Annotated in this window: 26 protein-coding genes; 17 read left to right on the plus strand and 9 right to left on the minus strand. The window is 59.4% G+C overall.

The genetic code is table 11. The features are described 5' to 3' along the window. Positions 1 to 33 precede the first annotated feature (33 nt). Positions 34 to 642 (minus strand): LysE family translocator, encoded by a 609-nt coding sequence (locus tag GA830_RS09070; protein ID WP_195161566.1) that lies wholly within the window; start codon positions 640 to 642, stop codon positions 34 to 36. A 104-nt stretch (positions 643 to 746) separates the two neighbouring features. On the opposite strand from GA830_RS09070, the gene GA830_RS09075 reads away from it, so the two are divergent. The 3 genes from GA830_RS09075 (at position 747) to GA830_RS09085 (ending at position 3,352) form a co-directional block, all read left to right on the plus strand. Further along, entirely contained in the window at positions 747 to 1,214 is a 468-nt protein-coding gene (locus tag GA830_RS09075) for an Lrp/AsnC family transcriptional regulator (protein ID WP_195164867.1), read from the plus strand. 106 nt (positions 1,215 to 1,320) lie between these two features. After that, positions 1,321 to 2,877: a trimethylamine methyltransferase family protein gene (locus tag GA830_RS09080; protein ID WP_195161567.1), complete on the plus strand. Its 1,557-nt coding sequence runs from the start codon at positions 1,321 to 1,323 to the stop codon at positions 2,875 to 2,877. Positions 2,878 to 2,911: 34 nt separating this feature from the next. Further along, positions 2,912 to 3,352, plus strand: coding sequence for a hypothetical protein (locus GA830_RS09085; RefSeq protein WP_195161568.1), 441 nt, complete (start codon positions 2,912 to 2,914; stop codon positions 3,350 to 3,352). Between the two features lie 23 nt (positions 3,353 to 3,375). On the opposite strand, the gene queF is transcribed toward GA830_RS09085, so the two are convergent. Beyond that, positions 3,376 to 3,837, minus strand: coding sequence for a preQ(1) synthase (queF, locus tag GA830_RS09090; RefSeq protein WP_195161569.1), 462 nt, complete (start codon positions 3,835 to 3,837; stop codon positions 3,376 to 3,378). Between the two features lie 126 nt (positions 3,838 to 3,963). Between queF and GA830_RS09095 the strand changes: the two genes are divergently transcribed. Further along, on the plus strand, positions 3,964 to 6,009 hold the full coding sequence (locus tag GA830_RS09095; protein ID WP_308460476.1) for an NADH:flavin oxidoreductase: 2,046 nt from the start codon (positions 3,964 to 3,966) through the stop codon (positions 6,007 to 6,009). A 4-nt stretch (positions 6,010 to 6,013) separates the two neighbouring features. Here the strand turns inward: GA830_RS09095 and GA830_RS09100 are convergent, their stop codons facing one another. Then, on the minus strand, positions 6,014 to 8,092 hold the full coding sequence (locus GA830_RS09100; protein WP_195161571.1) for a putative bifunctional diguanylate cyclase/phosphodiesterase: 2,079 nt from the start codon (positions 8,090 to 8,092) through the stop codon (positions 6,014 to 6,016). Between the two features lie 301 nt (positions 8,093 to 8,393). On the opposite strand from GA830_RS09100, the gene GA830_RS09105 reads away from it, so the two are divergent. The 5 genes from GA830_RS09105 to GA830_RS09125 all read left to right on the plus strand — a co-directional run bounded on the left by GA830_RS09105 (position 8,394) and on the right by GA830_RS09125 (position 14,589). Continuing rightward, complete coding sequence (locus GA830_RS09105) at positions 8,394 to 9,599, plus strand: acyl-CoA dehydrogenase (protein ID WP_195161572.1); 1,206 nt, start codon at positions 8,394 to 8,396, stop codon at positions 9,597 to 9,599. A 147-nt stretch (positions 9,600 to 9,746) separates the two neighbouring features. Beyond that, positions 9,747 to 10,937: a glycine C-acetyltransferase gene (locus GA830_RS09110; protein WP_195161573.1), complete on the plus strand. Its 1,191-nt coding sequence runs from the start codon at positions 9,747 to 9,749 to the stop codon at positions 10,935 to 10,937. A gap of 33 nt (positions 10,938 to 10,970) precedes the next feature. Then, positions 10,971 to 12,005: an L-threonine 3-dehydrogenase gene (tdh, locus tag GA830_RS09115; protein WP_195161574.1), complete on the plus strand. Its 1,035-nt coding sequence runs from the start codon at positions 10,971 to 10,973 to the stop codon at positions 12,003 to 12,005. 208 nt (positions 12,006 to 12,213) lie between these two features. Next, a complete protein-coding gene (putP, locus tag GA830_RS09120) occupies positions 12,214 to 13,701 on the plus strand; it encodes a sodium/proline symporter PutP (RefSeq protein WP_195161575.1) in 1,488 nt (495 codons plus the stop codon). A 384-nt stretch (positions 13,702 to 14,085) separates the two neighbouring features. Then, entirely contained in the window at positions 14,086 to 14,589 is a 504-nt protein-coding gene (locus GA830_RS09125; RefSeq protein WP_195161576.1) for an HPP family protein, read from the plus strand. An 8-nt stretch (positions 14,590 to 14,597) separates the two neighbouring features. Here the strand turns inward: GA830_RS09125 and GA830_RS09130 are convergent, their stop codons facing one another. Next, positions 14,598 to 15,062, minus strand: a complete 465-nt coding sequence (locus GA830_RS09130; RefSeq protein WP_195161577.1) for a MarR family winged helix-turn-helix transcriptional regulator — start codon at positions 15,060 to 15,062, stop codon at positions 14,598 to 14,600. 87 nt (positions 15,063 to 15,149) lie between these two features. Here GA830_RS09130 and hmgA point away from each other — a divergent pair, with 87 nt between their 5' ends. The 4 genes from hmgA to GA830_RS09150 all read left to right on the plus strand — a co-directional run bounded on the left by hmgA (position 15,150) and on the right by GA830_RS09150 (position 19,095). Beyond that, on the plus strand, positions 15,150 to 16,463 hold the full coding sequence (gene hmgA, locus GA830_RS09135) for a homogentisate 1,2-dioxygenase (protein WP_195161578.1): 1,314 nt from the start codon (positions 15,150 to 15,152) through the stop codon (positions 16,461 to 16,463). A 94-nt stretch (positions 16,464 to 16,557) separates the two neighbouring features. Then, entirely contained in the window at positions 16,558 to 17,583 is a 1,026-nt protein-coding gene (locus GA830_RS09140) for a fumarylacetoacetate hydrolase family protein (RefSeq protein WP_195161579.1), read from the plus strand. Further along, a complete protein-coding gene (locus GA830_RS09145; protein WP_195161580.1) occupies positions 17,583 to 18,533 on the plus strand; it encodes an MBL fold metallo-hydrolase in 951 nt (316 codons plus the stop codon). Before GA830_RS09140 ends, GA830_RS09145 begins: the two co-directional genes overlap by 1 nt. Positions 18,534 to 18,558: 25 nt before the next feature. Then, complete coding sequence (locus GA830_RS09150) at positions 18,559 to 19,095, plus strand: DinB family protein (protein WP_195161581.1); 537 nt, start codon at positions 18,559 to 18,561, stop codon at positions 19,093 to 19,095. Positions 19,096 to 19,105: 10 nt separating this feature from the next. Here GA830_RS09150 and GA830_RS09155 read toward each other — a convergent pair whose 3' ends face one another. The 3 genes from GA830_RS09155 to GA830_RS09165 form a co-directional block, all read right to left on the minus strand. Beyond that, positions 19,106 to 19,480, minus strand: coding sequence for a type II toxin-antitoxin system VapC family toxin (locus GA830_RS09155; protein ID WP_195161582.1), 375 nt, complete (start codon positions 19,478 to 19,480; stop codon positions 19,106 to 19,108). Further along, entirely contained in the window at positions 19,477 to 19,737 is a 261-nt protein-coding gene (locus GA830_RS09160; RefSeq protein ID WP_195161583.1) for a type II toxin-antitoxin system Phd/YefM family antitoxin, read from the minus strand. Before GA830_RS09160 ends, GA830_RS09155 begins: the two co-directional genes overlap by 4 nt. A gap of 111 nt (positions 19,738 to 19,848) precedes the next feature. After that, on the minus strand, positions 19,849 to 21,045 hold the full coding sequence (locus GA830_RS09165; RefSeq protein ID WP_195161584.1) for a glycosyltransferase: 1,197 nt from the start codon (positions 21,043 to 21,045) through the stop codon (positions 19,849 to 19,851). A gap of 459 nt (positions 21,046 to 21,504) precedes the next feature. Here GA830_RS09165 and GA830_RS09170 point away from each other — a divergent pair, with 459 nt between their 5' ends. Both GA830_RS09170 and GA830_RS09175 read left to right on the plus strand, forming a co-directional pair. After that, entirely contained in the window at positions 21,505 to 23,115 is a 1,611-nt protein-coding gene (locus tag GA830_RS09170) for an FAD-dependent oxidoreductase (RefSeq protein ID WP_195161585.1), read from the plus strand. Then, complete coding sequence (locus GA830_RS09175; RefSeq protein WP_195161586.1) at positions 23,112 to 23,306, plus strand: DUF2783 domain-containing protein; 195 nt, start codon at positions 23,112 to 23,114, stop codon at positions 23,304 to 23,306. The genes GA830_RS09170 and GA830_RS09175 overlap by 4 nt, the downstream gene beginning before the upstream one ends. 11 nt (positions 23,307 to 23,317) lie before the next feature. On the opposite strand, the gene GA830_RS09180 is transcribed toward GA830_RS09175, so the two are convergent. Next, complete coding sequence (locus tag GA830_RS09180; RefSeq protein ID WP_258045387.1) at positions 23,318 to 23,662, minus strand: ASCH domain-containing protein; 345 nt, start codon at positions 23,660 to 23,662, stop codon at positions 23,318 to 23,320. A 133-nt stretch (positions 23,663 to 23,795) separates the two neighbouring features. On the opposite strand from GA830_RS09180, the gene GA830_RS09185 reads away from it, so the two are divergent. Continuing rightward, complete coding sequence (locus tag GA830_RS09185) at positions 23,796 to 24,044, plus strand: BrnT family toxin (protein WP_195161587.1); 249 nt, start codon at positions 23,796 to 23,798, stop codon at positions 24,042 to 24,044. After that, positions 24,041 to 24,349, plus strand: a complete 309-nt coding sequence (locus GA830_RS09190; protein WP_195161588.1) for a BrnA antitoxin family protein — start codon at positions 24,041 to 24,043, stop codon at positions 24,347 to 24,349. The genes GA830_RS09185 and GA830_RS09190 overlap by 4 nt, the downstream gene beginning before the upstream one ends. Positions 24,350 to 24,477: 128 nt before the next feature. Here the strand turns inward: GA830_RS09190 and hppD are convergent, their stop codons facing one another. Next, the gene (hppD, locus tag GA830_RS09195; protein WP_195161589.1) at positions 24,478 to 25,584 is read right to left on the minus strand and encodes a 4-hydroxyphenylpyruvate dioxygenase; all 1,107 of its coding nucleotides are present in this window, start codon (positions 25,582 to 25,584) and stop codon (positions 24,478 to 24,480) included. Positions 25,585 to 25,629: the final 45 nt, after the last annotated feature.

Consider the following 25,629-nt stretch of genomic DNA (forward strand, 5'->3'; position numbering starts at 1 on the left):
AACAGGCCATGCCTGGCAAAGCGCGGTGATATCCTAGCCCAGCGCCATGCGGCCCGCCGCAGCCATCAACATGCCGCCGGCCACGCCCTCGATCCAGCGCCGGCTGCGTGCATATCCACTGCCCCGGCCCGCCGAGCCAAGCGCAAGGCTGAGTGTCGCATAGACCAGCGCGCACAACCCCACGAAGATCGCCGACAGCACAAGAGCCTGGAAGGCAACGCCCTGCCGGCGATCCATGAATTGCGGCAGCAGCGCGAGATAGATCATCATCCCCTTAGGGTTCAAAAGCGCCGTCACAAAACCGCGCCGCAACGGATCTGCAACCCGCCTCGTGTCAGCGGCGGCCGCCTCCGGGTGCAGCGCTGAACCGATGAGCCGCATTGCCAGATAGGCGAGGTACGCAACCCCGAGCCAACGCAGCCCTGCAAACAGTAGCGGCGAGGCGGCAATCAGCGCGGCAACCCCAAGCGCAGCCAGTCCCGAATGCACCAGATAACCAAGGCAAATCCCAGCCGTTGCCCTGAGGCCCGCAGTCGCCCCGCCAGAAAGCGCCTGCGCGCTGACAAACAGCATGTCAGGCCCCGGCGTGCAGATCAGCGGCAGCACGGTTGCGGCAAACAAAAGGGCGGTCGAGACATCCATCCCGCAAGCCTAGCGGGTCGATCAAAGCCATTTCTTGCAAAGATACCAGAAATGAACCATCTATTGGCATAGAAATATGCGAAATACTGATGGGCAAGCATTTTATGTCAATAGCCCTCGATGCACTCGACCGCCGCATCCTGCGCGTCCTGCAGCGCGATGCCCGTATCTCCAATATCGATCTGGCCGCCGAGGTTGGCCTGTCGCCGTCACCTTGCCTGCGTCGCGTCAGGCTCTTGGAAGAGGCCGGCATCATCGCCCGCTATGTGGCAGTGCTGGACGCTCGTCAGGTCGGGCTTGGTATGACGCTTTTTGCCCGCGTCTGGCTGACCGCCCAGGATGCCGAAACCATCGACCGATTCATCGCCGCCATGCGGACGCTGGACGAGGTGGTGGAATGCTACATCATGCTGGGCGAAAGCGATGCGCTGCTGCGCGTCGTCGTCGCCGATCTGGATGCCTACCGCCGCTTCCAGGCCGCGCATCTTACCCGCATCAACGGCATCCAGAATGTCAAAACCGATGTGCCGAGCGAAACCGTCAAGCAGACCTACGCCCTGCCGCTGGCCTAGCGCCAGAACACGTCGCCAACCGGACAGGGCGCGGCGCGAACTGTCATCGCTTTCGCTTAAGTCCTACCCTAACGTGACCCCTCCTGTTGCAACAGGGGGGCCGACCATGGATACCATCGAAGCTGACAAACCCGTTTCCCGCCGCGAACGTGGTGGCCGCACGGCGCGTCGCGAGCAGCGGTCTCATGGCTCTGAAGGGCTCGGCCGACCCTACATCCTCCGCAACATCCCGACCTACGACGTGCTGTCGGAAGAGAATCTTCTGCGCATCGAACACACCGCAGACCGCATCCTCGCCGAGATCGGCATCGAGTTCCGCGAAGATCCGGCAACGCTTGATCACTGGAAACGCGCCGGCGCCAGCATCACGGGCGAACTGGTCAAGTTCGAGCCGGGCATGTTGCGCGAAATTCTGAAGACCGCGCCGCCAGTCTTCACCCAGCATGCGCGCAACCCTGCCAATTCGGTCCAGATAGGTGGCAAAAGCGTCGTCTTTTCGCCGGCCTATGGCTCGCCCTTTGTCATGGATCTGGACAAGGGTCGCCGCTACGGCACCATTGAGGACTTTCGCAATTTCGTAAAGCTGGCGCAGTCGTCTCCCTGGCTGCACCATTCCGGCGGCACCATCTGCGAGCCGGTCGACGTGCCGGTCAACAAGCGCCATCTCGACATGGTCTACAGCCACATCAAATATTCCGACCGCGGCTTCATGGGCTCCGTCACCGCCGAAAGCCGGGCGGAAGATTCCATCGACATGGCGCGCATCGTCTTTGGCGAGGCCTTTGTCGAGCAGAACTGCGTCATCCTGGGCAATGTCAACGTCAACTCGCCGCTGGTCTGGGATTCCAGCATGACCACGGCGTTGCGTGCCTATGCCCGCGCCAATCAGGCAGCGGTCATCGTGCCGTTTATTCTCGGCGGTGCCATGGGCCCTGTCACCAGTGCCGGCGCCATTGCCCAGTCATTGGCCGAAACCATGGCGGGCTGCGCGCTCACCCAGCTTGAGCGCCCCGGCGCGCCGGTCATATTCGGCAATTTCCTGTCCTCGATGTCGTTACGCTCGGGCTCGCCCACCTTCGGCACGCCGGAACCCGCCATCGGCTCGATGGTCATCGGCCAGCTGGCACGCCGGCTCAATCTGCCGCTGCGCTGTTCGGGCAATTTCACCACCTCCAAACTGCCCGACGCCCATGCGATGAATGAAGGCACCATGTCGATGCTGGCCGCCGTCCATTGCGGTGCCAATTTTGTCCTTCATTCCGCCGGCTTCCTCGATGGGCTTCTGTCGATGTCGTACGAAAAATTCGTCATGGACGCCGACTTCTGCGGCGCGCTCCATACCTATCTCGATGGCATAAAGATCGACGACAACCAGCTCGCACTGGAAGCCTTTCGCGAAGTCGGACCCGGCAGCCATTTCTTCGGTTGCGCCCACACCATGCAGAACTACGAGACCGCCTTCTGGGATTCCGAAACCGCCGACAACGAACCGTTCGAGAAATGGGAAGCGGCTGGCTCGCAGGATGCCGCCATCCGCGCCAACCGGCGCTGGAAAAAGACACTTGCCGAGTATCAGGCCCCACCGCTTGACGTGGCGATTGACGAAGCGCTGCGTGATTTCATGGACCGCAAGAAAAATTCGATGGAAGATGCGTGGTATTGAGCCTTAGTCCACCGCTCTCAGGAAGGTTTTGTCCATGAAACTGATGCTGCTCCTCGTCTCCACTCTGACTGTCGCCACGGGGGCTGCCCAGGCAGGCGCGCCGACTGATGCGGTAATACCGTTTTACGAAACCATCGGTCTGGAGCGAGAAGCCTCCGCGCGCGAAAGGTTTGTCGATCCGGCCAAGGCGGTGCTCGACGCCAATGACGCATTGCAGGAGACCGACCCAGCCGGTTGCCTCGATGTTGCGCTTTCCGTCGACGGTCAGGATTACGATGAGGCCGAGATCACAAAAACGCTGAAATATGCCGAAAAGATCGAAGGCGACAACGCCGTGGTTTTCGCCAGCTTCAAACTGTTTTCGGAGCCGCGCAAGATTGAATGGAAACTGAAGCGCGTGGCGGGCGAATGGAAGATCTCCGATATCGCCTCGCTCACCAATGAATGGGCACTAAGCGGTTTCAATTGCGAATAGGCTCCCTGCAACCTTGTGGCACCTCAGCCGCGTCCGCGATAGGGCGCCACGCCGGTCTCAGGCAGCCACGCGCCTTCGGGCGGCGTGCCGGTCTGCCAGAAAACGTCGATGGGAATACCGCCGCGCGGATACCAATAGCCCGCGATCCGCAGCCATTCCGGCTTCGTTGCCGCAACGATGCGCCGCCCTATCGCTACGGTGCAATCTTCATGGAATGCGCCGTGGTTGCGAAATGCGGTCAGGTAGAGCTTCAGCGATTTCGACTCCACCAGCCTTTCCAGAGGCGCATAGTCGATCACCAGATGCGCGAAATCCGGCTGGCCAGTCACCGGGCAAAGCGAGGTGAACTCCGGGCAGGTAAAGCGCACAATCGCCGCCGGCCCTTCGCCGCGCGTGAATGGCACAGTCTCCAGCACCGCCGTCTCGGGCGAGGCCGGCGCGTCAACATGGGTGCCGAGCTGTGTCAGCGCTCTGGTATCGGTCATGGCAACAATCTCCTTTTGCCGGCGCTCTTAGCGCCATCAATCAGGCAAGTGGAGCCCAATAGCATCAAAATCAGCATCACGCAGGGAAAGCCGAGATGACAGATTCCGCGCCGAACGGCAGGGCCAATAATGTCCGCTGATCCGCTTCTCCAGCCCTTTCAGCTGAAACATCTGCGGCTCAAGAACCGCATCATGTCGACCAGCCACGAACCGGCCTACTCCGAAGATGGCATGCCGAAGGCGCGCTACCGACTTTACCACGCCGAGAAGGCGAAAGGCGGTATGGCACTCACCATGACAGCCGGATCAGCGCTGGTGTCGCGCGACAGTCCCGCCGCATTTGGCAATCTCCACGCCTATCGAGACGAGATTGTGCCCTGGCTGACCGAACTGGCCGATGCCTGCCATGAGCATGAGTGCAAGGTGATGATCCAGCTCACCCACCTGGGCCGCCGCACCGGCTGGAACAAGGCAGACTGGCTCCCCGTCCTGTCGGCTTCGCCAGTGCGCGAGCCGGCTCACCGCGCTTTCCCGAAGCAGGCCGAAGACTGGGACATCGCCCGCATCGTCGCCGATTATGCATCTGCAGCCCAGCGCTGCCAGGCTGCAGGTCTCGATGGCATCGAATTCGAGGCCTATGGCCATCTGATGGATGGGTTCTGGTCGCCCGCCACCAACCATCGGGACGATGAATTCGGTGGCAGCCTCGACAACCGGCTGCGCTTCACCTCCATGGTGCTCGACGCTGTCCGCAAAGCGGTCGGCAGCGACTTCATCGTTGGCATCCGCATGGTCGCCGACGAAGACTTTGCCGCTGGCCTCTCCAGCCAGGAAGGCGTCGAGATAGCGAGGCGCCTCGCTGGATCGCACCAGATCGATTTCCTCAACATCATTCGCGGCTCTATAGAAACTGACGCGGCGCTGACGAAAGTCATCCCGATTGCCGGCATGCGCTCGGCGCCGCATCTCGATTTCGCCGGCGAGGTCCGCGCAGCCACCGGCTTTCCGGTGTTCCACGCTGCCCGGATTGCTGATGTCGCCACCGCCCGTCATGCGGTGGCTTCCGGCAAGCTCGACATGGTGGGTATGACGCGCGCCCATCTGGCCGACCCTCATATCGTCCGCAAGATCATCGAAGGCCGCGAGCATGAGATACGCCCCTGCGTCGGTGCCACCTATTGTCTCGACCGCATCTATGAGGGCGGCGAGGCGCTGTGCATCCACAATGCCGCCACCGGCCGCGAGGAAAAAATCCCGCACACCATCTCTAAAAACGCCGCCTCTCCAAAGTCGGTCGTCGTCGTCGGCGCTGGTCCTGCCGGGCTGGAAGCAGCCCGTGTCGTGGCAGAACGCGGCCACCGCGTCACCGTGCTGGAGGCGGCGTCGCGCGCTGGTGGCCAGATCATGCTGGCCACTGCCAACCCGCGCCGCAGGGAGCTGATAGGCATCGTCGACTGGCGTCTGGCCGAACTTGACCGTCTCGGTGTCACTATCCGCTACGATGTCTGGGCAGAACTGCCGGATGTTCTAGCGCTTGCGCCCGACATCGTCGTGGTGGCCACCGGCGGCCTGCCGCAAAACCCGCCGCTTCGGGGCGGAGACGATTTGGTCACGTCCAGCTGGGACATTCTTTCAGGCGCTGCGAAGCCGGCTGAAACGGTGCTCGTCTATGACGACAATGGCGGCCATCCCGGCATGAGCGCTGCCGAGCACTGTGCGCTTGCCGGATCGCGCGTCGAATTGGTATCGCCCGAACGCTTCTTCGCGCCTGAAATGGGCGGCATGAACCATGTCCCCTACATGCGCAGTTTTCATGAAAAATCCGTCCGCCTCACCATCAACACCCGGCTGCAATCTGTGCGGCGCGAAGGCAACCAGCTTGTCGCCACGCTAGGTTCCGATTTTGCGCCGGGATGGAGCGAGGACCGCCATGTGGACCAGGTTGTAGTCGAGCACGGGACGCTGCCGCTGGACGATCTTTATTTCGCGCTGAAACCTTTTTCGAAAAACGCCGGCGCGGTGGATTATGCGGCACTTGTGGAGGGGGAGGGCGGGATCATGCCGGCCACGCAACACGGCGACTTTCTTCTGCTGCGCATGGGCGATGCTGTCGCGTCCCGCAACATTCACGCCGCCATCTATGACGGCATCCGTTACGGGCTACGACTTTAACCAGTCACGCGCGTTTGTCCCGCACCACGGTCAGCTTGGCCTTTTTCGGGTTGCGGGCCACAAGCCAGTCGCGCGCCTCGCCATCGGGCATTGGGAAGGCGATGGAATAGCCCTGCACTTCGCTGCAGCCGAGCGCCATCAGCGATGCGAGTTCCTCTTCGGTCTCGGCCCCTTCGGCGATGATGGCGATGCCAAGCCCGCGCGCCAATTCCGTAATGGCGCGCACAATCTTGGAGTTGTCGCTGTTGTTGTTGATGTTCTTCACGAAGCGACGGTCGATCTTCAGCCGGTCGATCTCGTTTGGATTGACATGGCTGAGCGAGGCATAGCCGGTGCCGAAATCGTCAAGCTCCAGATTGATGCCAGCGATCCGGAACATTCTAAGCTTCGCCGCAATGCCGGTCTTTTCATCGTCGAGAATGACCGATTCCACGATTTCCAGAGAAAGCTTGTCAGCCGGCAGTTCGGCCTCGTCCAGCGTTGCAAACAGGAACTGTGCGAAATCGTTCTCGCGCAGTTCCGCGCCCGAGACATTGACCGCCAGACGGCCGAAGTTGATGTCCTCGCGGTGCCAGGCTCCTGCCTCCAGAATGGCCTTGCGCACCACGATGCGACCGATCTGCGCCATCAGCCCGGCCTGCTCGGCCACCGGAATGAAGTCGCCGGGGGAAATCATGCCGCGCTCTGCATGGTGCCAGCGCGCCAGCGCTTCCACGCCGATGATCTTGGAGTCCGACAGCGAAACCTGTGGCTGGAAATAGACGCTGAAGTTTTCATGCGCGATGGCGGCCTTGATGTCGTTTTCCAGGCGTCTGCGGTTTTCCAGTTCCTGCCGCAGTTCGTCGGAGAAGAAGGAAAAGCTGCTGCCGCCCATCTTCTTGGCCGCGTAGAGCGCGAGGTCGGCATGCACCATCAGGTCGGCGGAATTGTCGGCGTCCACCGGATAGACGGCAATGCCGGCACTTGCGCCTGGATTGATGGTGGCGCCTTGATAGGCGATAGGCTGATTCACCGCTGCCAGAATGCGCTTGGTCAAACCGTTGATGTCCTCGCTGGTCCCGACATCAGAGAGCACCAGCAGAAATTCATCACCGCCAAGCCGTGCACACAGATCCGAGGCACGGCAGGCCTCGCGCATACGCTGCGCCGTCACCACCAGCACCATGTCACCAGCCGCATGTCCCATCGTGTCGTTGATCTGCTTGAAGCGGTCAAGGTCGATCTGGATCACCGCCAGTCGCTCCTCGCGCCGGTTGGCACCCTTGATCAGCGTATCAAAATGGTCGGTCACGAAGGCACGGTTATGCAGCCCCGTCAGCCCGTCATGCACAGCTATAAAAGCCATCGAATTGCGCGCATCGACCAGTTCATGGGTGCGCCGCAGGATCACGTTGGCCATCGGTCGGAAAATGAAAAGCGCGACCATCACAATGATGCCAAGCGTGGCTAGAAACAGCAGCTTGTGCAGCTTTAGCATCGTCTCCAGCCGCGCATTGGACTGGTCGCGCATCAGATCGGAAAGGGCCGTATATCCGGCCAGTGTGGCGCGCGCGGTGGTCTCATCCAGTCGCGCACTCTCGCGGCTGGCCAGATAGCCATTGGTCGGCCCGGAAACCGAGAGCTCGGTGTGCACGGCTGCAATAAAGCGCCAGGCATTAGCCGCCAGCATGTTGGTGAAATAATCGAGATGATGGGGACGGGAATAGAGCACGGCGTCGAAGGGGGACATCGTCGCCACATCGCCTGCCTCGCCGGCTGAAGTCGCCTTTTCAAGCAGCAATTTGTAGTTGGTCTCGAACTCGGTGGTCACTTCTTTGAGCGAATTTAACAGGCCCGGCTTCTTGGTGAACACGGCGTCATCTGTGGTCAGCGCCAGAAACACCACCCGCTGCGACAAGGCGCGCTGCGCATGGGCAAGCGCCAGAATACTCTGGTCGCCCTGTTGTGTGGCCAGCATCTGCTGCAGTAAGAGATAGGAGGCTAGTGCCATGGCGGCGATAATCGCCAGTGCCACCCAGTAGGCCGATCGGAACAGCTGAACCAGCCTGTGCGATCCGGCCTGTACGCTTTGCTGTGTTGTCATCCCCAAAAGCCCACCCTGAGACGTTTCTTCTTGTTATTTCCCCATCTTCTTTCAGAGCAGCGTTAACGCAGCGGAAATGTCCATGACGGATTGCTAAAATGCCTGCCATTTCAGCGGGAATGGTTAGCATAGAGTTGCTCCGTTCCTGAAACACCGAGCTGTCCGGCACAGCCCATGTTCTCGCCAGCACAAGAAAAACCGTTGGTCCTCGTCATAATTCTTCCGTCCAAGCCCGCATCGGGGGTTGAACGCAGGGTGCGCCAATGCTGTAAGCTGCCGGCTTGCACCCCGGGAGGCATTGATGAACATGGAACCAACCACCAAAGCCAAGGCATCTTTCGTCTGGGAAGATCCTTTCCTGCTTGAAGATCAGCTGTCTGAAGACGAGCGCATGATCCGCGATGCCGCCGCAAGCTTCGCCGCTGACAAGCTCGCGCCTCGCATCGAAGACGCCTATATGAACGAAGAGACAGATCCCGCCATCTTCCGCGAGATGGGTGAGGCAGGCCTGCTCGGCATCACCGTGCCGGAAGAGTATGGCGGTCTGGGCTCTTCCTATGTCACCTATGGCCTCGTCGCCCGTGAGGTAGAGCGCATCGACAGCGGCTACCGCTCCATGATGAGCGTGCAATCCTCGCTGGTCATGTTCCCGATCCATGCCTATGGCTCGGAAGAGCAACGCAAGAAGTTTCTGCCAAAGCTTGCCTCCGGTGAGTGGATCGGCTGCTTTGGCCTGACCGAGCCGGACGCCGGTTCTGATCCGGGCGGCATGAAGACACGCGCCGAAAAGACCGCCAATGGCTACCGCATTTCCGGCTCCAAAATGTGGATTTCCAACGCACCCATCGCCGATGTGTTTGTCGTCTGGGCCAAGTCTTCTGCCCATGACGACCAGATCCGCGGCTTCGTGCTTGAAAAGGGTATGAAGGGACTTTCCGCCCCCAAGATCGGCGGCAAGCTATCGCTGCGCGCCTCGATCACCGGCGAGATCGTCATGGAAGGCGTGGAAGTGGGCGAGGATGCAATTTTGCCAAATGTGTCTGGCCTGAAAGGCCCGTTTGGCTGCCTCAACCGCGCCCGTTACGGCATTTCCTGGGGCGTCATGGGGGCCGCCGAAGATTGCTGGCACCGCGCCCGCCAATATGGCCTCGACCGCAAGCAGTTCGGCAAGCCGCTGGCCGGCACCCAGCTTTACCAGAAGAAGCTGGCCGATATGCAGACGGATATCGCACTCGGCCTGCAAGGCTCGCTGCGCGTCGGCCGCCTGATGGACGAAAACAAGTGCGCCCCCGAAATGATCTCCATCATGAAGCGCAACAATTGCGGGAAGGCGCTCGACATCGCCCGCCAGGCCCGCGACATGCATGGCGGCAACGGTATCCAGATCGGCTACCACGTCATGCGCCATTCGCAGAACCTTGAAACCGTCAACACCTATGAGGGCGCACATGATGTGCACGCGCTTATCCTCGGCCGCGCCCAAACCGGCATTCAGGCGTTTTTCTAGAACGAGTGGCGTCCTGAGAATTCTCTCCCGGATTGGGAGAGAATTCGGCCCTCGCCCCAGCGGCAGCGGCGCATTGCCCGTCGCTTTTGTGCTAAAATCCTGCCATAGCACCGCGTAAATTTAAGCTATCCGCCTGCGGAGTGCCCTATGCGCGAAAAGTTTCTGTCCCACCTTGCCTTGGAACTCGAAGGCCTGAAATCATCTGGTCTCTACAAGACCGAGCGCGTCATAACTTCCACGCAGTCAGCCGAGATCGAGGTCGAAGGCGGCCAGAAAGTTCTGAATTTCTGTGCCAATAATTATCTCGGCCTTGCTGACAATATGGAGCTGCGCGAAGCTGCCAAGGCAACGCTTGATCGTTATGGCTATGGCATGGCCTCGGTGCGCTTCATCTGCGGAACGCAGGAAGAGCACAAGCAGCTTGAAGCGACGATCTCAACTTTCCTCGGTATGGAAGACACCATCCTTTACGGCTCCTGCTTTGATGCCAATGGCGGCCTGTTTGAAACATTGCTGGGCGAGGAAGACGCCATCATCTCTGATGCGCTGAACCATGCCTCCATCATTGATGGTGTGCGCCTGTCCAAGGCAAAGCGCTTTCGCTACGCCAATAATGATATGGCCGCGCTGGAAGAAGAGCTGAAAAAGGCCGAAGGCTGCCGCTTCAAGCTCATCGCCACCGATGGCGTTTTCTCGATGGATGGCATCATCGCCAATCTTAAAGGCGTGTGCGATCTGGCCGACAAATATGGCGCGATGGTCATGGTCGATGACAGCCATGCAGTGGGCTTTGTTGGCAAGAATGGCCGTGGCTCGGCAGAACATTGTGGCGTCGAGGGCCGGGTGGACATCATCACCGGCACGCTGGGCAAGGCGCTCGGCGGCGCATCGGGCGGCTACACCTCAGCCAGGCGCGATGTGGTGGACTGGCTGCGCCAGCGCTCGCGCCCCTATCTTTTTTCCAACACGCTGGCACCAGCCATCGCCGGCGCATCGCTCAAAGTATTCGAACTGGTCGAAAATGGTGCAGAAACGCGCCAAAAACTCGAAGCCAATGCCAACCATTTTCGCACCAAGATGACAGCGCTCGGCTTCACGCTGGCGGGTGATGGTCACCCCATCATCCCGGTCATGTTGGGCGAAGCGTCGCTGGCACAGGAAATGGCGGCCCGCATGTTGAAGCGCGGCATCTATGTTATCGGCTTTGCCTTTCCGGTCGTGCCAAAGGGGCAGGCGCGTATTCGCACGCAAATGTCGGCCGCCCATTCAACCGCTGATATTGACCGCGCGATCAATGCTTTTGCAGAAGTTGGCCGTGAACTCGGCGTCATTTCCTAAACCGTTCCGCCCAGCCTTTTTCTGGAGACAAAAATGTCGAACATGATGCGTGCCCTCGTAAAATCTCGTGCTGAGCCGGGCCTATGGATGGAACAGGTTCCGGTGCCGGAAATCGGCCCGAATGATGTTCTGATCAAGATCAAGAAAACTGCAATTTGCGGCACCGATGTCCACATCTGGAACTGGGATGAATGGGCACAGAAAACCGTGCCTGTCCCGATGATCACCGGCCATGAATTTGTCGGCACCGTCGCCGATTTCGGCTCCGCCGTCACTGAATACAAGGTCGGCCAGCGCGTTTCGGGCGAGGGGCATATCGTCTGCGGCCATTGCCGCAACTGCCGCGCCGGGCGCGGCCATCTGTGCCGCAACACGCAAGGCGTTGGCGTCAACCGCTCAGGCGCATTTGGCGAATATCTCGCCATCCCGCAGCACAATGTCGTGCCCATCCCCGATAATGTGCCCGATGAAATCGCAGCGATTTTCGATCCGCTGGGCAATGCCGTCCACACAGCACTGTCCTTCGATCTGGTGGGCGAAGATGTGTTGGTTACCGGCGCTGGCCCCATCGGCATTATGGGCGCGCTGGTCGCCCAATGTGTCGGCGCACGCAAGGTTGTCATCACCGACATAAATCCGGTGCGCCTTGCGCTGGCAAAAAAGCTAGGCGTGCATCATGTGGTCGATGCCTCGAAAGAAAAACTGCGCGATGTGATGCTGGAAGAAGGCATGACGGAAGGCTTTGACGTTGGTCTGGAAATGTCAGGCTCAGCGGTCGCCTTCCGCGACATGATCGACGCCATAAACAATGGCGGCAAGATCGCCATTTTGGGCATTGCGCCAACCGGTTTTGAAATCGACTGGAACAAGGTCATCTTCAAGATGCTCACGCTCAAAGGCATCTATGGCCGCGAAATGTTCGAGACCTGGTACAAGATGATCGCGCTTGTGCAGGGCCCGCTCGATCTTTCGGGCCTCATCACCCACCGCATCAGCGTCGATGATTTCGAAAGCGGCTTTGAGGCCATGCGCAGCGGCAATTCCGGCAAGGTCGTGATGGACTGGTAGCGTCGCCCGAGTACCTTCTCAACGACTAATATTCCCAGATTGAATATGCTGCCGCACGGCCATTCAGGGTTGTGTTTGGAGAGTGGTTATCCCAATATGGTTCAATTTCTGCTTGCATAGTGTGCAGGGAACGTCTTCACGCGCTGAAGCTACTGGCGAGCCATTACACCAGAGCTTGAATTGAACATTTTCTGAGGGAGGAAACTCGATGACCGCTAGCACACCCATGCTGGTCACATTCATAATTTACCTCATCGCCATGCTGGCGATAGGCTTTGTCGCGTACGCGCGTACCAAAAACCTGTCCGATTATATTCTGGGCGGCCGCAGCCTTGGCAGTTTCGTCACCGCGTTGTCTGCCGGTGCGTCCGACATGAGCGGCTGGCTCCTGATGGGGCTTCCAGGCGCCGTGTACCTGTCCGGCCTGTCGGAAGGCTGGATCGCGCTTGGCCTCGTTGTCGGCGCCTATCTCAACTGGCTCTATGTTGCCGGCCGCCTGCGCGTGCAGACGGAGCACAATGGCAATTCGCTGACGCTGCCTGATTATTTCACCAGCCGGTTCGACGACGAAAGCCGCCTGCTGCGCATCTTTTCCGCTTTGGTCATTCTTGTGTTTTTCACCATTTATTGCGCTTCAGGCGTGGTCGCCGGCGCACGCTTGTTCGAAAGCACCTTTGGCCTGTCCTACACCAGCGCCATGTGGGCGGGCGCCGCAGCGACCATCTGCTACACGCTGATTGGTGGGTTCCTGGCGGCCAGCTGGACCGATACCGTTCAGGGCACGATGATGCTGTTTACGCTGATCCTCACGCCCATTGCGGTGATCCTCGCCACAGGTGGCGCCGACGCCACCTTCCTGGCCATCGAAACGGTCGATCCGGCTTATTTCGACGTCTTCAAGGGCGCGTCCTTTATTGGCGTCATCTCGCTGTTGGCCTGGGGCCTGGGGTATTTCGGCCAGCCCCATATCCTCGCCCGCTTCATGGCGGCGGAATCTGCCAAGGCCATCCCGGCCGCGCGCCGCATTTCCATGACATGGATGATCCTCACGCTGGTCGGCGCGGTGGCTGTCGGTTTCTTCGGCATCGCCTATTTCGCTGCCCACCCCGAAGTTGCTGGGCCGGTAACGGAAAATCCAGAGCGCGTTTTCATCGAGCTTGCTAAACTGCTGTTCAATCCCTGGATTGCAGGCATCTTGCTCTCCGCCATTCTGGCGGCGGTGATGAGCACGCTCAGCTCGCAGCTGCTGGTCTGCTCCAGCGCACTGACCGAGGATTTCTACAAGGCATTCCTGCGCAAGAATGCATCCGACAGCGAGTTGGTGTGGGTCGGTCGCGCCACGGTGCTGTTGGTCGCGCTCCTCGCCATCATGCTGGCGTCAGACCCCAACAACCGCGTGCTGGGCCTCGTCTCCTACGCGTGGGCCGGCTTTGGCGCTGCCTTCGGGCCGGTGGTGATTCTCTCGCTGGTCTGGAGCCGGATGACCCGCAACGGCGCACTCGCCGGTATGCTGGTCGGCGCCATCACTGTTGTCCTGTGGAAGAATTTCCTCGGCCACCTTGGCCTCTATGAAATCGTCCCGGGCTTCGTCTTTGCCACCATCGCCATCCTCGTCTTCAGCAGGATAGGCGAGGGACCTTCAGCCGACATGCTGAAGCGCTTCAACAAGGCGGAAAAAGAATATCAGTCCGTCTGATTTCCACCCTGCGGCAGCTGTTTCACAACGGTTGCCGCAGGCTACGTCTCAGTCGTGACGAAGCGCCAGCTCCAGATAGCTGGCGTCATAGACACAAGCTGGTGGGCGCGCGCGAGCCGCAGGGTCGTAATTTCATTGTGAACGCCTGCTGGCTCTCTATCGAAGCGGGCTGCCAGCGTGAGCGCCTGCTTTATTTTGACCGGTTAAAATGACCGGTTAAACGTATCTCTGTTCCTTGCGCTTTTCATTTGTCGATGTGGAAACATCCGTTTTCGCTCAGAGAAAAATTTTTCCTTTTCCATCCGCAATTTCGAAGATCGCCCCATTGTCGGAAAGCCCTTTGTGAGGCTATCGAGGCGGTTCCTGCATATTCGGGAACAGAGCATGCGCCGCCATATCAAAACTTTCACTGCCCGCCACGAACCCGTAGGCGCGCTTTCTTCGCATCTGAAGTCCGGTTCAGGCGCGATGATCGGCGTGTTGCTGGTGGGCGGTCTGGCATCGCTGACCGGTCTGCCGCTTCTCATTGCACCGCTTGGCGCCACTGCCGTGCTGCTCTTTGGCCAGCCCACCAGCCCGCTGTCGCAGCCGATGAACATTTTTGGTGGCTATCTGGTAGCTGCCCTTGTGGGAGCAGGCATCATGGCGCTGTTTCCATCAGTGTGGTGGGCAGCCGCACTGGCCGTGGGCGTCTCCATCGCGCTGATGCCCATGCTCAGGGTCACGCACCCGCCTGCTGGCGCTCTTCCATTAGTGGCGATGGCCTCGCCGTATCAGGGCTCGATGCTGTTTGAGGTCGTCCTGATCGGGTGCATCAGCCTTGTCTCGCTGGCGATACTGCATCATCGCATCCCGCCACGGATGGAATATCCCAGGCGCGTCGAATAACGTTACACCTAGCTTTTCGTCAGCACCGTCTCCAGTCCCTTCAACCCACTCTCCAGTTGCGTCCTTTCGCGCTGCGAGAGGCGCTCCAGCAAGGCACACTCATAGGCTTTGGCCAGCGGCACCAGTTCACGGTAAACGGCCATGCCGGCGCGGGTCAGCGTCAGCTTTTCGGCGCGGCGGTCTGCCGGGTCAGGCGTGCGGGTCAGCCAGCGCCGCCGTTCCAGTTCGGCCACCGCCCGGCTCACCTTGGTCTTGTGCATGGCCGATTGTTCGCCGATTGCTGTCGCCGTCATCGTGCCATGCTGGCCAAGCCCCGCCAGTGCGCGCCATTCGGGCCGGCTGAGCCCATGCCGGTCGCGGTAGATCTTTGAGAATTCGCGGCTGACAGCATCGGCCAGCCGGTTCAGCTGGTAGGGAAGAAACCCCTCCAGCGCCAGAACAGCTTCGTCCTCGACTGGTTTGTGCGTACTCAAGCTGTCTCTCTGGCGTTGATAGTTACATTCTCAATTGTTACAGTTGCAACCAATTGAGGTCAACAACGCTGCCATGGGAGCAACGCCATGAGCCACACATACATGCCCGGTTTCGGCAATGATTTTGAAACCGAAAGCTTGCCCGGCGCGCTGCCACAGGGGCAGAACTCGCCGCAGCGACCTGCCTACGGTCTTTATGCCGAGCAGCTTTCCGGTTCGCCCTTCACCGCCCCGCGTGGCACCAATGAGCGCTCATGGCTCTACCGCATCCGCCCCAGCGTCAAGCATCATGGGCGCTTTTCACCGCTGAACCTTTCGCAGTGGAAAACCGCGCCCGTGCAGGAAAATCATGATTTGCCACTCGGCCAGATGCGCTGGGACCCAATGCCTTTGCCAGTTACGCCAACAGATTTCATCACCGGCATGGCCACCATGACAACGGCTGGTGATTGCGCTGGCCAGTCGGGTATGGCCGCGCATCTCTATGTCGCCAATACGGACATGGTGGACGATCATTTTTTCAATGCCGATGGCGAATTGCTGGTTGTGCCGCAACAGGGTGGCCTGCGCTTCCTGACAGAAATGGGCATTATCGAAGTCCAGCCGGGCGAAATCTGCGTCCTGCCGCGCGGCCTCACCTTCCGTGTCGAGCTGATGGATGGCCCTGCACGCGGCTATGTCTGCGAAAATTATGGCGCAAAGCTCACGCTGCCCGATCGTGGTCCCATCGGCGCCAACTGTCTGGCCAACCCGCGTGATTTCAAAACACCCGTCGCATGGTTCGAAGACAGCGACCGCCCCTGCCGCCTCATCGTCAAATGGTGTGGCCGCTTTTATGACACCCGGCTTGAAGCGTCCCCACTGGATGTTGTGGCGTGGCACGGCAATTACGCGCCTTATAAATATGATCTTTCAACCTTCTCGCCCGTTGGCGCGATATTGTTTGATCACCCAGACCCATCCATCTTCACCGTTCTCACGGCTCCCAGTGGCGAGGAGGGGACAGCCAATATTGATTTCGTCATCTTCCCGCCGCGCTGGAATGTTGCTGAAAACACGTTCCGCCCCCCCTGGTATCACCGCAACATCATGTCGGAATTCATGGGGCTTATCCGCGGTCAATATGATGCCAAGGAAAAGGGTTTCGTGCCCGGCGGCGTCAGCTTGCACAATATGATGCTGGCACATGGGCCGGATGCAGAGGGTTATCAGAAAGCCAGCACGGTCGAGCTGAAGCCGCAAAGGCTTGAAAACACCATGGCCTTCATGTTCGAGACCCGCTTCCCGCAGATGCTGACCAGCTTTGCCGCGCAGGCGCCCTTCCGTCAGGATGATTACATCGACTGCTGGACCGACCTGAAAAAGCGCTTCAACGGCACGCCGGAGGGCGACTGGAGCTGATCGCCCACACCTAAACTGGCGCCGCGTCTTGACGGGCGCGCCTGATAAGCTTGTTGTGTCCATGTCGAAATACGGCACGGGGAGGAATGAAAATATGAAACTAGCCACACTCAAGAACGGCACGCGCGATGGCAAACTGGTCGTCGTCTCCAATGACCTGACACGCTGCACCGACGCATCCTTTCTGGCATCGACACTACAGGCCGCTCTTGATGACTGGGCGCGCGTTGCGCCGCATCTGGCAGCCCTTGCTGAAAGCCTCAATCATGGTTCGGTGCCCGCCGAGCGCTTCCATGAGCATGACGCCATGTCGCCGTTGCCACGCGCCTATCAGTGGGCCGATGGTTCAGCCTACGTCAATCACGTCGAACTGGTGCGCAAGGCGCGCGGTGCCGAAATGCCGGCCAGCTTCTGGGAAGATCCGCTGATGTATCAGGGCGGCTCCGACACGTTTCTTGGGCCGCGTGATCCTATCCGCATGGCCGATGAAGCCTATGGCATCGACATGGAAGGCGAGGTTGCCGTGATTGTGGATGATGTGCCAATGGGTGCCACGCGCGAACAGGCGCAAGCAGCCATTCGCCTTGTCATGCTGGTCAATGATGTGTCGCTGCGCGGGCTTATCCCGGCTGAACTCGGCAAGGGTTTTGGCTTCTTCCAGTCAAAGCCATCCTCGGCCTTTTCACCCGTCGCCGTCACGCCTGAAGAGCTTGGCGCGGCATGGGATGGTGGCAAGCTTTCGCTGCCGCTCTCGGTTGATCTCAATGGAAAACCCTTTGGCCGCGCTGAAGCCGGCGTGGACATGACCTTCGATTTTCCGACCCTGATTGCCCATGCCGCCAAAACCCGCGCGCTTGGCGCCGGCACCGTCATCGGCTCGGGCACCGTGTCCAACAAGCTGGATGGCGGCCCCGGCAAGCCGGTATCTGAGGGCGGCGTCGGCTATTCCTGCATCGCCGAAATCCGCATGATCGAAACCATCGCCGACGGCGCACCCAAAACCCCCTTCATGAAATTCGGTGACACCGTCCGCATCGAAATGAAAGACAAGTCGGGCCATTCCATTTTCGGCGCAGTCGAGCAGACGGTCGAAAAATACGAAAACGGAAAAGCAGCATAATGGCTAAAGCATTCGCCTCCGCCGGCGACCTTTCGGAAAAGAAGATATCCTTCACCGAAGTTGGCCGCGATCTCTGGGCATTCACCGCCGAAGGTGACCCCAATACAGGGGTCATCATCGGTGATGACAGTGTCATGGTGGTGGATGCACAGGCCACGCCGCGCCTTGCCGGTCAGGTGATGGAAAAGATCCGCACCGTCACCGACAAGCCGGTCAAATATGTGGTGCTCACCCATTATCACGCCGTGCGTGTGCTGGGCGCATCGGCCTATGGCGCGTCTGAAATCATCATGTCGCAAAAGGCCCGCTCCATGGTGGTCGAACGCGGGCAGGAGGATTGGGATTCAGAATTCCAGCGTTTTCCGCGCCTCTTTCAAGGCCATGAATCCATCCCCGGCCTGACATGGCCAACGCTCACCTTCGATGATCGCATGACGCTTTATCTTGGCAAGCGCCGGGTTGACCTGTCCTTCCTTGGCCGCGCCCACACGGCGGGCGATATCGTTGCCCATGTGCCAGATGAGAACGTCATGTTCACCGGCGACATCGTCGAATATCACTCCGCCTGCTATTGCGGCGACGGGCATTTCAACGATTGGGCTGGAACGCTCGCCGCCGTCAAAGCCTATGATCTGGCGGCCATCGCGCCCGGTCGCGGCGATGCGCTGGTCGGCTCGAAAATGGTCAATGCAGCACTCGCCAATACGGCAGATTTCGTCCGTTCCACCTACCGCCCGGTCGCACGTGTCGCGCAGGGCGGCGGCACGCTCAAACAGGCATGGGATGCCTGCCGCGCAGAGTGCGATCCCAAATTCTCAGACTACGCCATCTATGAACATTGCCTGCCCTTCAATGTCGCCCGCGCCTATGATGAAGCGCTCGGCATAGACACCCCACGCATCTGGACCGCCGAACGCGACCGCCAGATGTGGGATGCCTTGCAGGGTTAGAGATTGACGAAGGGGGAAATGACCATTGGATCTGCTTGCCCATAATCGTGCCATGGCCCGCAACAACCGCTGGTCAAACGACCGGCTTTTTGCGGCGCTGACCAAGCTTCAGCCCGGCGAGTTCGAGGCCCCGCGTGTGTCGTTCTTCCCCTCCATTGCGCAAACGCTGAACCATCTTCTGGCGGTCGACCATCTCAATTTGGATTTTCTGGAAGAGGGACCGCTGGGTGCCAGCGCCTATGATCGGTTTCAGCCCTTCAGGGATGTCGCGGCACTGGCCGCCGCTCAAGCCGCTGCCGACCAGCGCCTGCTCGCCTTTTGCGACGCACTTACAGCTACCGATCTGCCCCGCCGCGTCGCTACCGACCGCCGCGAAGATGGCAGCATCCCCGAACGCATCGGTGATCTTCTGGCGCATCTGTTCATCCACCAGACCCACCATCGCGGCCAGGCCCACGCCATGCTGTCGGGCACGTCCGTCAAACCGCCGCAGCTCGACGAATTCTTTCTCGACTACGATCTCGCGTTCCGCCGCGACGAAGTCGAGCGTCTGGGCCTGTGAAATGGAAGCCTCACACACAGACCACATCATAGCGCGCAAACGCCGGGTCAGCGGTCACGATTGTCAGCCCCTCGATCTGCGCCTGTGCGATGAGCAGGCGGTCAAACGGGTCGCGGTGATGCAGCGGCAGCGCGCTGGTGTGCATGGCATGCTGCGGCAGGATGGGCAAAATTTCCACGTCGCTGTCCTCGATAATGGAAAGCAGCCGGGGTGGCACGGTCAGCTTGCCAAGCGAGACCTTTATCGAGATCTCCCAAAGGCTGGCAACGCTCACAAATTTCGGCGCGTCGCCGCTCATCAAAGCGGCATGGCTGGCCGACAATCTGCTGTCAGCCGAAAGATCCCAGAGCAGAATATGCGTGTCGATCAGGTAGCGCGTGCTCACCGTGTATATTCATCCCATTCCGTCCCCAGCGCATCGAAATCAGGTGCGATTTTGATTTCTCCCTTGAGCGCGCCATGCAGCTTCTTGCGCGGCTTGCTATCGGCGCTGGGCGTAAGCTCGGCCACCGGCCTGCCATGGCGGGTCAGCACAATGCGCTCCCCCGCTTCCGCACGCCGCACAAGATCAGCGAAGCGCGCCTTGGCGTCCGCAATCGATATCGTTTCCGGGTCTTTCTCGAACGAAGCTGGCGCGGTCATCAGATATGGTCCTTATGACCATAAAGTAGGTCATAATTGCGATCAGAGCAAGCTCTGATGCCCCTCCAAATGTCCGCGCACCGTTGCATCACAACAACGTTCAACCTTCCCTCAAGCATTGCCTTCAAGGATCAGCCGCAGCGTCTCGCGGAAGCGGTCAGCGCCGTGCTCGTCGCTCAGGCGTCGGTGTGCCGCGTCGCGTACGGTGCTCCAGAGAGCCTTATCCTGATGAAGCGAAATCGCCGATTGGGCGAATGCCTCAGGCGCGTCGTCAGCCAGCATCTCCGCACCGGGGGTAAAACCCAATTGGCGCGCCATCAGATGGCTGCCCACGCAAGGCAGCCCCGCCGCCGCGGCTTCGATGATCTTGGTCGGGATCCCGGCGGCGTAGCGGACAGGCGCGATGAACACGCGGTTGCTGTCATAATACTCTGTCAAATCCTCAGCCGGCCCGTTGATCCGCACGCCCGGAAGTTCAAACTCCTGATGCTCGGCATGGATGTTGCCGACAATTGTCAAAGTGGCGTCCGGCAGCGCCTGCCTGATCAGGGGCCAACATTCCTGCAGGAACCAAACAAGCCCATCCCAGTTGGGCGCTTCCTTTTCCAAAAGGCGTCCGACGAACAGGAAACCGCCCCTCTTGCTGAACGCGCGCTTGTTAAGCTTCACAGCCGCGACCGGATGGCTGAGCACGTGGACCCGAGGGGCGGCTTCGGCCAGATGCTCCCGAAACATCAAAGCCTCTGTCGGCGACACACAGGCAATTGCATCGGCACCTATGGACAGGGCCACTTCCCGCCCGATCAAGGCATCCGCTGTTTGAGAAGAAATCGTAACCCCGTCCAGCCGCAGCCGCTCCAGGTCGCGCACCGCAAACAACGCCTCGGCATCGTAGATCAGCCGTGTACCGCTCGCCTTCAGGATCTCAAACCCGCCATCCTCGCCAAAGGCCTGCATGTTGTGAGGACGGCTGATAAGGATTGTCTCGAAGTCCCCCGCATGGTCGCTGAGAAAAGGCACCAGCCCGGCATGTCCCTCTCCGACAATGACATCGACAGTCCCTGGGATTTCATGGCGCGCAGCCACCCAGTCCGTCCCGGCGTGGCTGGTGACGTACAAGGTTACGTGCCACCCCATCGCGATAGCGCCGAGCATGATCTGTTGTGCACGCGGAAAACCGGCACCCAGTGCGACAAGCGGCACCGCATCATCCACGATCAGCAGCCGGCGCTGGCGCGATATGGGGCGCGGGCGCACGATTTTGCGGATGACAATGGGCGCAACCGGCTCAGGCGGCGCGACCGGCATTGGAACCTCTACGGCGACAGGGCACCGGTGCCCTGCTGTCCCTGACCAGAGCCCGCAGGCGCATCTTCACCGAGCCTGGCACGATGATAGACAGGGTGCGCCGAACGCCTCTCAAAAGATACCGTCGCAATCTATGGCCCATGATGATGTGTCACCATCTGCCGCTAGGGCGGCGCATCGCGCCGGCCACAAGCCTGAAGTGGCATTTTTTCAGAACGATTTCCAGCTTGCACCCCCGCGTCCGCTGTTCGTCGAAGCGGACCGGCCCCAATGGTGCCATGAGCCCTGTTTCATGCAACCCACTGGCGTAGAGCTTGCGCAAAAGCAAGCTGCACCACAGTGGAATAGTCCAACGTCACATAGACTTTTCTTGGGTGCAATTGCAGCGGTACACGCAAACTGCGCAACCGGTTTGGGGTTCAAAATGCTCGCCGCGCTCTCACCGTCTCGGACCTGACCATGCCCCGAACTCTCTACCCCCCCTTTCCCTACACCACGCCGCCGGAACTTTCGGGCCAGCCGTCCACACGCCATCGCGTCATCATTGTCGGTGCTGGTCCTGTCGGGCTTGCCGCTGCCATTGATTGCGCGCTCCACGGCATTGCCTGCGTGGTGCTGGATGACAATGATGTCGTCTCGGTCGGCAGCCGCGCCATCTGCTGGTCCAAGCGCACGCTGGAAATTTTTGACCGGCTGGGCATTGGCCAGCGCATGGTTGCAAAAGGCGTCACCTGGAAAGTCGGCCGCCTGTTCCACCGCGACCGTGAAGTCTGGAATTTCGACCTCCAGCCAGAGCCCGGCCAGGCCATGCCGGCCTTCGTCAACCTCCAGCAATATTATGTCGAGCACTATCTGGTCGAACGCGCCGCAGATTTTCCGGACCTGATCGACCTGCGCTGGAAAAACCGCGTCGCCGGCGTGGAGCAATTGGATGACGGCGTGCGCGTCTCGGTCGATACGCCGGATGGAACTTACACGCTGGAAGCCGATTGGCTGATCGCCTGCGATGGCGCGCGCTCTTCCGTGCGCGCGCATCTTGGCCTCGATTTCGAAGGCAAGATGTTTGAGGAACGCTTCCTCATTGCCGATGTGGAAATGCAGGCGGAATATCCCTCCGAACGCCTGTTCTGGTTCGAACCGCCTTTCCATGCCGGCCAGTCGGCGCTTTTGCACAAGCAGCCCGACAACATCTACCGCATTGATCTGCAACTTGGCTGGGACACCGATCCTGAGGTCGAAAAGCGCCCCGAAAACGTCGTCCCGCGCATTGAGCGCATTATCGGTCACCGCGATTTCACGCTGGATTGGGTATCGGTCTACACCTTCCAGTGCCGCCGGCTGGAGCGCTTCGTGCACAATCGCGTGGTCTTTGCGGGCGACAGTGCGCACATCGTCTCTCCCTTCGGCGCGCGCGGCGGCAATAGCGGCATTCAGGACATCGACAATCTGGTTTGGAAACTCGCGCTCGTGCTGCGCGGGAAGGCCGGCCCGCGCCTGATCGACACCTATGACGAAGAGCGCATCTTCGCCGCCGACGAAAACATCCGCCATTCCTCCCGCGCCACCAATTTCATGACACCCAAGACCGAGATGGAAAAGATTTTCCGCGACAGCGTTCTGCATCTCGCAGCCAACCATGAATTCGCGCGACGCCTCGTCAATTCCGGCCGTCTGTCCACGCCCTGTTCGCTGGCGGGCCTTTCGCTTCAGTCACCAGACAACACGCCCGGCGGCGTTCAGGTGGGCGCCGCAATGCTGGATGCACCAATCGAAGCTGAGGCCGGCGCAGGATGGTTGCTCGACCATGTCGCAGCAGGCGATTTTGTGCTGTTGGCCGTGCACGTAGATCTTCCCTCGGGCCTCGATAAAAGCCTGCGCTGCCTGTCAGTTACCGCGCAGCCTGAAGCCGATTGCCTGCATGACACGCAACGCCTGATCGAAGCCCGCTACGGCGCTGAAACGCTCTACCTCATCCGCCCCGACCAGCACATCGCCGCCCGCTTTGCCGCCGGTGCTGCGGCTGCAAAAATCAACGCAGCACTACAAACCGCGATGGGAAAACGCGCATGACCGCGCAGATCGGCGATGACAGGCTCAAAACGCATGGAGATGATTTCTATGCGGAATTGATGCAAGCCCATGAAGGCCTGTCACTGGAACAAAGCACAAAGCTCAACGCCAGACTGGTGCTCATTCTGGCCAATCTGGTGGGCGATGGGGAGGTGTTGAAGGATGCGCTGGAGGCGGCAAGCACTCGATAGCGTCGAGGGAACTATCGGTGTGACTCTCGCGCACTCACAAAAGGCGTGTGCTCGATGACTTGAACGATATCCGTGAGTTCAATCTCAGGATAATGCTCACGCATTCCTTGCAGCATAGTATCATCAGGCCATCTATCCAGCATTCCCAGATAGGCAGCGACTGAGGAGAGCGACATCTCCGTGCAGCGTATGACATCGACCTCCGCCACCTTGGTCGCGTCGTCATCGCATACATAACGCATTGGGCCGGGAACAATGCGGACCTCACAAAAGCGAATGGTGGAGGTTTTCTCGCCGGATATAATGAGCGGAAACAGTCTGCCGACAACACCGAGTGTTTGAATTGAAGAACTCATGCCCCAGTTCTAACGATCTCAAAACGGTGCGCAACCAGCATGTCTACATGCATTGCGGGTGTATTAAAAAAATGCAATCAACCATGTGAGCAAGATAACTTGCTTGACGTTCAAATTAATGTAGCTACATTAAATGAAGATTGTGTGGGATGAGCCCAAACGGCTGGCCAATCTGGCAAAGCATGGCCTCGATTTTGCAGTGCTGGATGATTTATTCTTCCTCGATGCGATTGTGCAGCCAGCAAGAGTAGGCAGGTTCAAAGCGATTGGCGAACTGGAGCCGGGTATGGTGCTGGCAGTCATCTTCCATCCAATGGGAAGCGAAGGGCTGTCAATTATCTCCATGCGCCCAGCAAGGCTTTCTGAAAGGCGTTTGCAATGACGAAGACTAAATTGAAAACTGAGTTTGAACCAGGTCGCGGCTACATTAAACAGGATTGGGACGCGGTTTCAGATAATCCAGAATGGACTGCTGAAGAACTTCGCAGTGCGAAACCGTTCGCTGAATTATTCCCCGAATTTGCTGATGAAATCCGCCGCACGCGCGGTCGTCCCGTCACGGACAATCCCAAGAAGCAGGTGACATTGCGGCTCGACAGTGATGTCGTTGCCCGTTTTCGCGCGGATGGTCCGGGCTGGCAAAGCCGTATCAATGATGTGCTGCGCAAGGCAGCCGGTTTAGACTAAAGCAATTCCAGCAAAAGTGTTTTTGGCGGTTTTGCGTCCGGAATTGCGTAAAAACCAAGCGTTAGAGCCGTTCAATGTTTGCTCCAAACATTGAACGGCTCTAACGCACCGGCTGCCTCGTAACAAACCTACTCCGCGGCCTGGATCACGCCGCGGCGGATCTGGTCTTCCTCGATGCTTTCAAACAAAGCGCGGAAATTGCCCTCGCCAAAGCCCTCATCGCCCTTGCGCTGGATGAACTCGAAGAAGATCGGGCCGATCACTGTCTTGGAGAAAATCTGCAGCAGGATCTTGGTCATGCCGCCATCAATCACGCCTTCGCCGTCGATCAAAATGCCATGCTGCATCATGCGCGCGATAGGCTCATCATGGCCGTTAACGCGGGCATGGCTTTTCTCATAATAGGTCTCAGGCGGGCCGGGCATGAATTTCAGCCCATTGTCGGCCAGCCTGTCGGTGGCATCATAAATGCCGTCCGTGCCGACAGCGATATGCTGAATGCCTTCGCCATTATACTTCTTCAGATATTCGACAATCTGGCTTGTCTCATCCTTGCTCTCGTTCAGCGGAATGCGGATCTTGCTGCAAGGAGAGGTGATTGCGCGGCTGACAAGACCGGTGATCTTGCCGTCAATGTCGAAATAATGGATCTGCTTGAAGCCGAACAATTCGCGGTAAAAAGCCCACCATTTGTCCATATTGCCGCGATAGACATTATGCGTCAAATGATCGAGATAATAGAAGCCCACGCCGGCTGGCTTGGGGTCGCGCTCGCCCAACCATTCGAATTCGGCATCATAGGCTGAACCCTTGGCACCGTAAGTCTCGACGAAATACAAAAGCGAGCCGCCAATGCCCACAATCGCCGGCACATCCAGCGCCTTGTCATTGCCTTCATAAGGCTCGGCGCCTTTTGAAACGGCGTGCTCAAATGCATGTTGCGCATCTACCACGCGCCACGCCATCGAGGCGGCGCAGGGGCCGTGATCATCCACAAACCGCATGGCGTGCGAGCCGGGTTCTGCATTGACGAGATAGGTAATGTCGCCCTGGCGCCACACGGTTACATTCTTGCTGCGATGCTTGGCCACCGCGACATAGCCCATGCGGGTGAACAGCTCAGCCAGCTTTTCCGGCTCCGAATGCGCGAACTCGACAAATTCGAACCCGTCTGTGCCTGCCGGATTGTCCTCGGTAATTTTTGCCGGCGGCGCGTCGTGCGGGAATGGGCCCATGGTCGATCTCCTCTATCGCTTGGGCGATGATAGTCCCTGGCCTCT

This window comes from Mesorhizobium sp. NBSH29, from assembly GCF_015500055.1.
Taxonomy (GTDB): Bacteria; Pseudomonadota; Alphaproteobacteria; order Rhizobiales; family Rhizobiaceae; genus Neomesorhizobium.

Excerpts from the sequence above, each read along its gene's own strand:
- GA830_RS09070 (WP_195161566.1), bottom strand. The coding sequence starts at position 642 with ATGGATGTCTCGACCGCCCTTTTGTTTGCCGCAACCGTGCTGCCGCTG.
- GA830_RS09075 (WP_195164867.1), top strand. The coding sequence starts at position 747 with ATGTCAATAGCCCTCGATGCACTCGACCGCCGCATCCTGCGCGTCCTG.
- GA830_RS09080 (WP_195161567.1), top strand. The coding sequence starts at position 1,321 with ATGGATACCATCGAAGCTGACAAACCCGTTTCCCGCCGCGAACGTGGT.
- GA830_RS09085 (WP_195161568.1), top strand. The coding sequence starts at position 2,912 with ATGAAACTGATGCTGCTCCTCGTCTCCACTCTGACTGTCGCCACGGGG.
- queF (WP_195161569.1), bottom strand. The coding sequence starts at position 3,837 with ATGACCGATACCAGAGCGCTGACACAGCTCGGCACCCATGTTGACGCG.
- GA830_RS09100 (WP_195161571.1), bottom strand. The coding sequence starts at position 8,092 with ATGACAACACAGCAAAGCGTACAGGCCGGATCGCACAGGCTGGTTCAG.
- GA830_RS09105 (WP_195161572.1), top strand. The coding sequence starts at position 8,394 with ATGAACATGGAACCAACCACCAAAGCCAAGGCATCTTTCGTCTGGGAA.
- GA830_RS09110 (WP_195161573.1), top strand. The coding sequence starts at position 9,747 with ATGCGCGAAAAGTTTCTGTCCCACCTTGCCTTGGAACTCGAAGGCCTG.
- tdh (WP_195161574.1), top strand. The coding sequence starts at position 10,971 with ATGTCGAACATGATGCGTGCCCTCGTAAAATCTCGTGCTGAGCCGGGC.
- putP (WP_195161575.1), top strand. The coding sequence starts at position 12,214 with ATGACCGCTAGCACACCCATGCTGGTCACATTCATAATTTACCTCATC.
- GA830_RS09125 (WP_195161576.1), top strand. The coding sequence starts at position 14,086 with ATGCGCCGCCATATCAAAACTTTCACTGCCCGCCACGAACCCGTAGGC.
- hmgA (WP_195161578.1), top strand. The coding sequence starts at position 15,150 with ATGAGCCACACATACATGCCCGGTTTCGGCAATGATTTTGAAACCGAA.
- GA830_RS09140 (WP_195161579.1), top strand. The coding sequence starts at position 16,558 with ATGAAACTAGCCACACTCAAGAACGGCACGCGCGATGGCAAACTGGTC.
- GA830_RS09145 (WP_195161580.1), top strand. The coding sequence starts at position 17,583 with ATGGCTAAAGCATTCGCCTCCGCCGGCGACCTTTCGGAAAAGAAGATA.
- GA830_RS09160 (WP_195161583.1), bottom strand. The coding sequence starts at position 19,737 with ATGACCGCGCCAGCTTCGTTCGAGAAAGACCCGGAAACGATATCGATT.
- GA830_RS09165 (WP_195161584.1), bottom strand. The coding sequence starts at position 21,045 with ATGCCGGTCGCGCCGCCTGAGCCGGTTGCGCCCATTGTCATCCGCAAA.
- GA830_RS09170 (WP_195161585.1), top strand. The coding sequence starts at position 21,505 with ATGCCCCGAACTCTCTACCCCCCCTTTCCCTACACCACGCCGCCGGAA.
- GA830_RS09175 (WP_195161586.1), top strand. The coding sequence starts at position 23,112 with ATGACCGCGCAGATCGGCGATGACAGGCTCAAAACGCATGGAGATGAT.
- GA830_RS09180 (WP_258045387.1), bottom strand. The coding sequence starts at position 23,662 with ATGAGTTCTTCAATTCAAACACTCGGTGTTGTCGGCAGACTGTTTCCG.
- GA830_RS09185 (WP_195161587.1), top strand. The coding sequence starts at position 23,796 with ATGAAGATTGTGTGGGATGAGCCCAAACGGCTGGCCAATCTGGCAAAG.
- GA830_RS09190 (WP_195161588.1), top strand. The coding sequence starts at position 24,041 with ATGACGAAGACTAAATTGAAAACTGAGTTTGAACCAGGTCGCGGCTAC.
- hppD (WP_195161589.1), bottom strand. The coding sequence starts at position 25,584 with ATGGGCCCATTCCCGCACGACGCGCCGCCGGCAAAAATTACCGAGGAC.